Source organism: Rhodococcus sp. EPR-157 (genome assembly GCF_001647195.1).
Classification (GTDB): Bacteria; Actinomycetota; Actinomycetes; order Mycobacteriales; family Mycobacteriaceae; genus Rhodococcoides.
The window spans coordinates 1-3,024 of the sequence record NZ_LVCV01000336.1 but is presented as its reverse complement, the minus strand read 5'-3'; the positions used below and the strand labels follow the sequence as shown (position 1 = coordinate 3,024).

At 62.3% G+C, this 3,024-nt stretch carries 2 protein-coding genes; both read right to left on the bottom strand.

What is annotated here, in order from left to right; translation table 11 throughout:
* Positions 1–1,572 (bottom strand): acyl-CoA dehydrogenase (locus tag A2J03_RS15430; RefSeq protein ID WP_068375579.1); only part of this gene is annotated, 1,572 nt, incomplete at its 3' end.
* Between the two features lie 63 nt (positions 1,573–1,635).
* Positions 1,636–3,024, bottom strand: a 1,389-nt coding sequence (locus A2J03_RS15425; protein WP_068375577.1) for a proline--tRNA ligase, incomplete at its 5' end; no start/stop codon positions are given.

Below are 3,024 nucleotides of genomic sequence, written 5' to 3'. Positions count from 1 at the left end.
GGCATACGCCGAGAAGTCGCGAATCTGGAAGTCGAAGATCTGATCCAACACCTCGGTGGACACCGCATCCGCGCTCTCGAGGATCAGATGCCCGTAGACGACCAACGAAAACAGGTGCCCGACGTTCAGCAGGAAGTCGAGATCCTTCTGCTGCCCTTCGTCGGGCGCCGCATCGGCCAGGAATTGTTTGAAGGCCAGCGCCTGTTCGTAGAAGCGCGCGACGTTCGGTACAGCGGAATACTTCTCGTACATCGGCGCCCAATCGTGGAAGCGCACTTTCCCCGACCCACGAGCCGGGCCCTGCGCGAAGAAGAACGTATCGTCGGAGGCGTCGTCGCGCGTTGCGACCGAGGGAAACTCGACGGGCGCAAACATGTACGCGGGCATGAACTTCAGCATCAGCGCAACGTTGACATGGACGGTCCCCTCGAGCTTCGGAAGCGTCCCGATCAGTTGCGCCGCCTCGCGGAAGTACGTGTCCTTCTCGTACCCCTTGGCCGCAATCACGTCGTGCAGCGTCCGCACCACGATCTCACCCTCCGAGGTGACCTTCGCCTTCGTCATCGGATTGAAGAGCAGATAGCGGCGGTCATCGGGACTTGCCGTTCGGAAGTAGTCGAGTGCCCGTGCGCTGAACAGTTTCATCGCGATCAAGCGCGAGTAGGCATCTACGAAACTTGCGCGGACATGCGGGAATTCGGTAACGCGATTTCCGTACAAGATTCTGTTGTGCGCGTGCGTGATCGCCTCGTGGAACCCATGCTCGGCGATTCCGATGGATCCGGTGCACAGATTGAACTTCCCGACGTTGACTGTGTTCAGTGCCGCCGAAAACGCGTCCGCGCCGGAGTGCAGAATGTCCTCGGCGCGAACCGGGTAATCCTCCAACACGAACGTACTGACGAACATCTGACCATGAACGACGTTGTCTCGCAACGAGTATTTCTCGTGGCCGCTGTCTGCGACGAAGAAGACGTAGGCCGGTGCACCGTCCATGTCGCTACGCCGACCGAAGACCGACACCATGCCTGCGATGTTGCCGTTGCCGATGTAGTACTTCTCCCCCGCTGCGGTGAACTCGACGCCGCTCTCGCCCGTCGGCTCGAGCAGCATGTCGGTGGAGTAGACGTCGGCACCGTGTGCTCGCTCGGACAATCCGAACGCCGTGACACCGCCGTCGTCCAGGAGGCGGGCGGCGCGGGACTTTGCTGCGTCGTTCGAGCTCATCCAGATCGGTCCGAGACCGAGCACGGTGACCTGCCAGGCATACCAGTAGGACAACCCGTAGAACCCGAGAATCTCGCTCAGCGCGGCATTGCGGAAAGCATCCCAGCGCTTGTTCGGGTCGCCGTCGGAATACGCGGCGGGCGTGCAGAAGTTCGCGAACAGCTTTTCCTTCGCGACGAACTCGAGAAAGTCACTGGTCCAGACTGCACCCAGATCATCGGCGAGCAATCGCGCTTTGCCCCGCCCTTCGAACCAGTCGATCAGCGCGCGCAGCTGTCGGGCGGTCTCGTCGTCGAATCGGGTCGTGTCGAATTTTGTGGGATCGAACAAAGCAACGTGCGCCACGCTGTCACCTCTCCTAGTCGGTTACTCGAAGCTACCAGCGAGTAACCGACCGGGACTGTGAAATCAGTTCCTAGTGCGCGCGGCCTTCACGATCTCGGCGGTCGCCGTCTCCTTGTCCAGTTCTCGGCTTTCCCCGGTGAACCGGTCACGAATTTCGACTTTGCCGTCTGCCCACCCGCGTCCGACGACGACTACGAGAGGCATTCCGATCAGCTCGGAGTCCTTGAACTTCACCCCGGGCGAAGCTTTGCGGTCGTCGAGAAGCACATCCAATCCTTGGACATCCAGCTCGGCAGCGATCGCCTCGGCACCCGCGCGGGCGGCATCGTCCTTGTTGGCGATGACGAGGTGGACATCGAACGGAGCAACCGCGGCCGGCCAGCGCAGACCTTTGTCGTCGTGCATCTGCTCGGCGATCACGGCGACGAGACGAGAGACACCGACGCCGTACGAGCCCTGCACGAGCCGGACCGGCTTGCCGTTTTCCCCGAGGACGTCGACGGCGAACGCGTCGGTGTACTTGTAGCCGAGCTGGAAAATGTGGCCGATTTCGATACCGCGGGCGCTGACCAGCGGCCCTCGACCGTCCGGCGACATGTCGCCGTCGCGCACTCGCGCCGCCTCGATCGTGCCGTCCGGCGTGAAGTCACGGCCTGCGACGAGGTTCACCACGTGCTTGCCCTTGGCATCGGCCCCGGTGATCCAGGACGTGCCGTCGACGATTCGAGGATCCACGAGATAGCGAACCCCGTTGGCCTGCAGCGCTCGTGGACCTATGTAGCCCTTCACCAGGAAAGGACTCGCTTCGAAGTCGGCATCGGCGAGGAGTTCGAACTCGGCCGGCTCGAGCGATGCCTCCAGACGCTTCTCGTCCACTTCGCGATCTCCGGGAATGCCGATCGCGAGCAGTTCCCACTCGCCCCGCGGTTGCCGCACCTTGAGCAGAATGTTCTTCAATGTGTCCGCAGCGGTGACGGTACGGCCGAGATCCGCGGATTCGGCCCAGTCGACCAGTGTCGCGATGGTCGGAGTGTCGCCGGTGTCGTACTCGACAGCGGCCGGCTGCCCCTCGATCGGGAGCGAGTCGGGAGCAGCGGTGGTGACGGCTTCGACGTTGGCTGCATAGCCCGACTCGATGCATCGGACATAGGTGTCCTCGCCGATGTCGCTTTCGGCCAGGAACTCCTCCGACGCGCTGCCGCCCATGGCTCCCGACGTCGCTGCGACGATGACGTATTTGACGCCGAGGCGAGCGAATATGCGCTGGTAGGCCTCGCGGTGGGCGTGGTACGACGCTTTGAGCCCGTCCTCGTCCAGGTCGAAGGAGTACGAATCCTTCATGACGAATTCGCGTCCGCGCAGGATTCCGGCGCGAGGACGTTCCTCGTCGCGATACTTGGTCTGGATCTGGTACAGGGTGACCGGCAAGTCCTTGTAGGAGTTGTATTCACC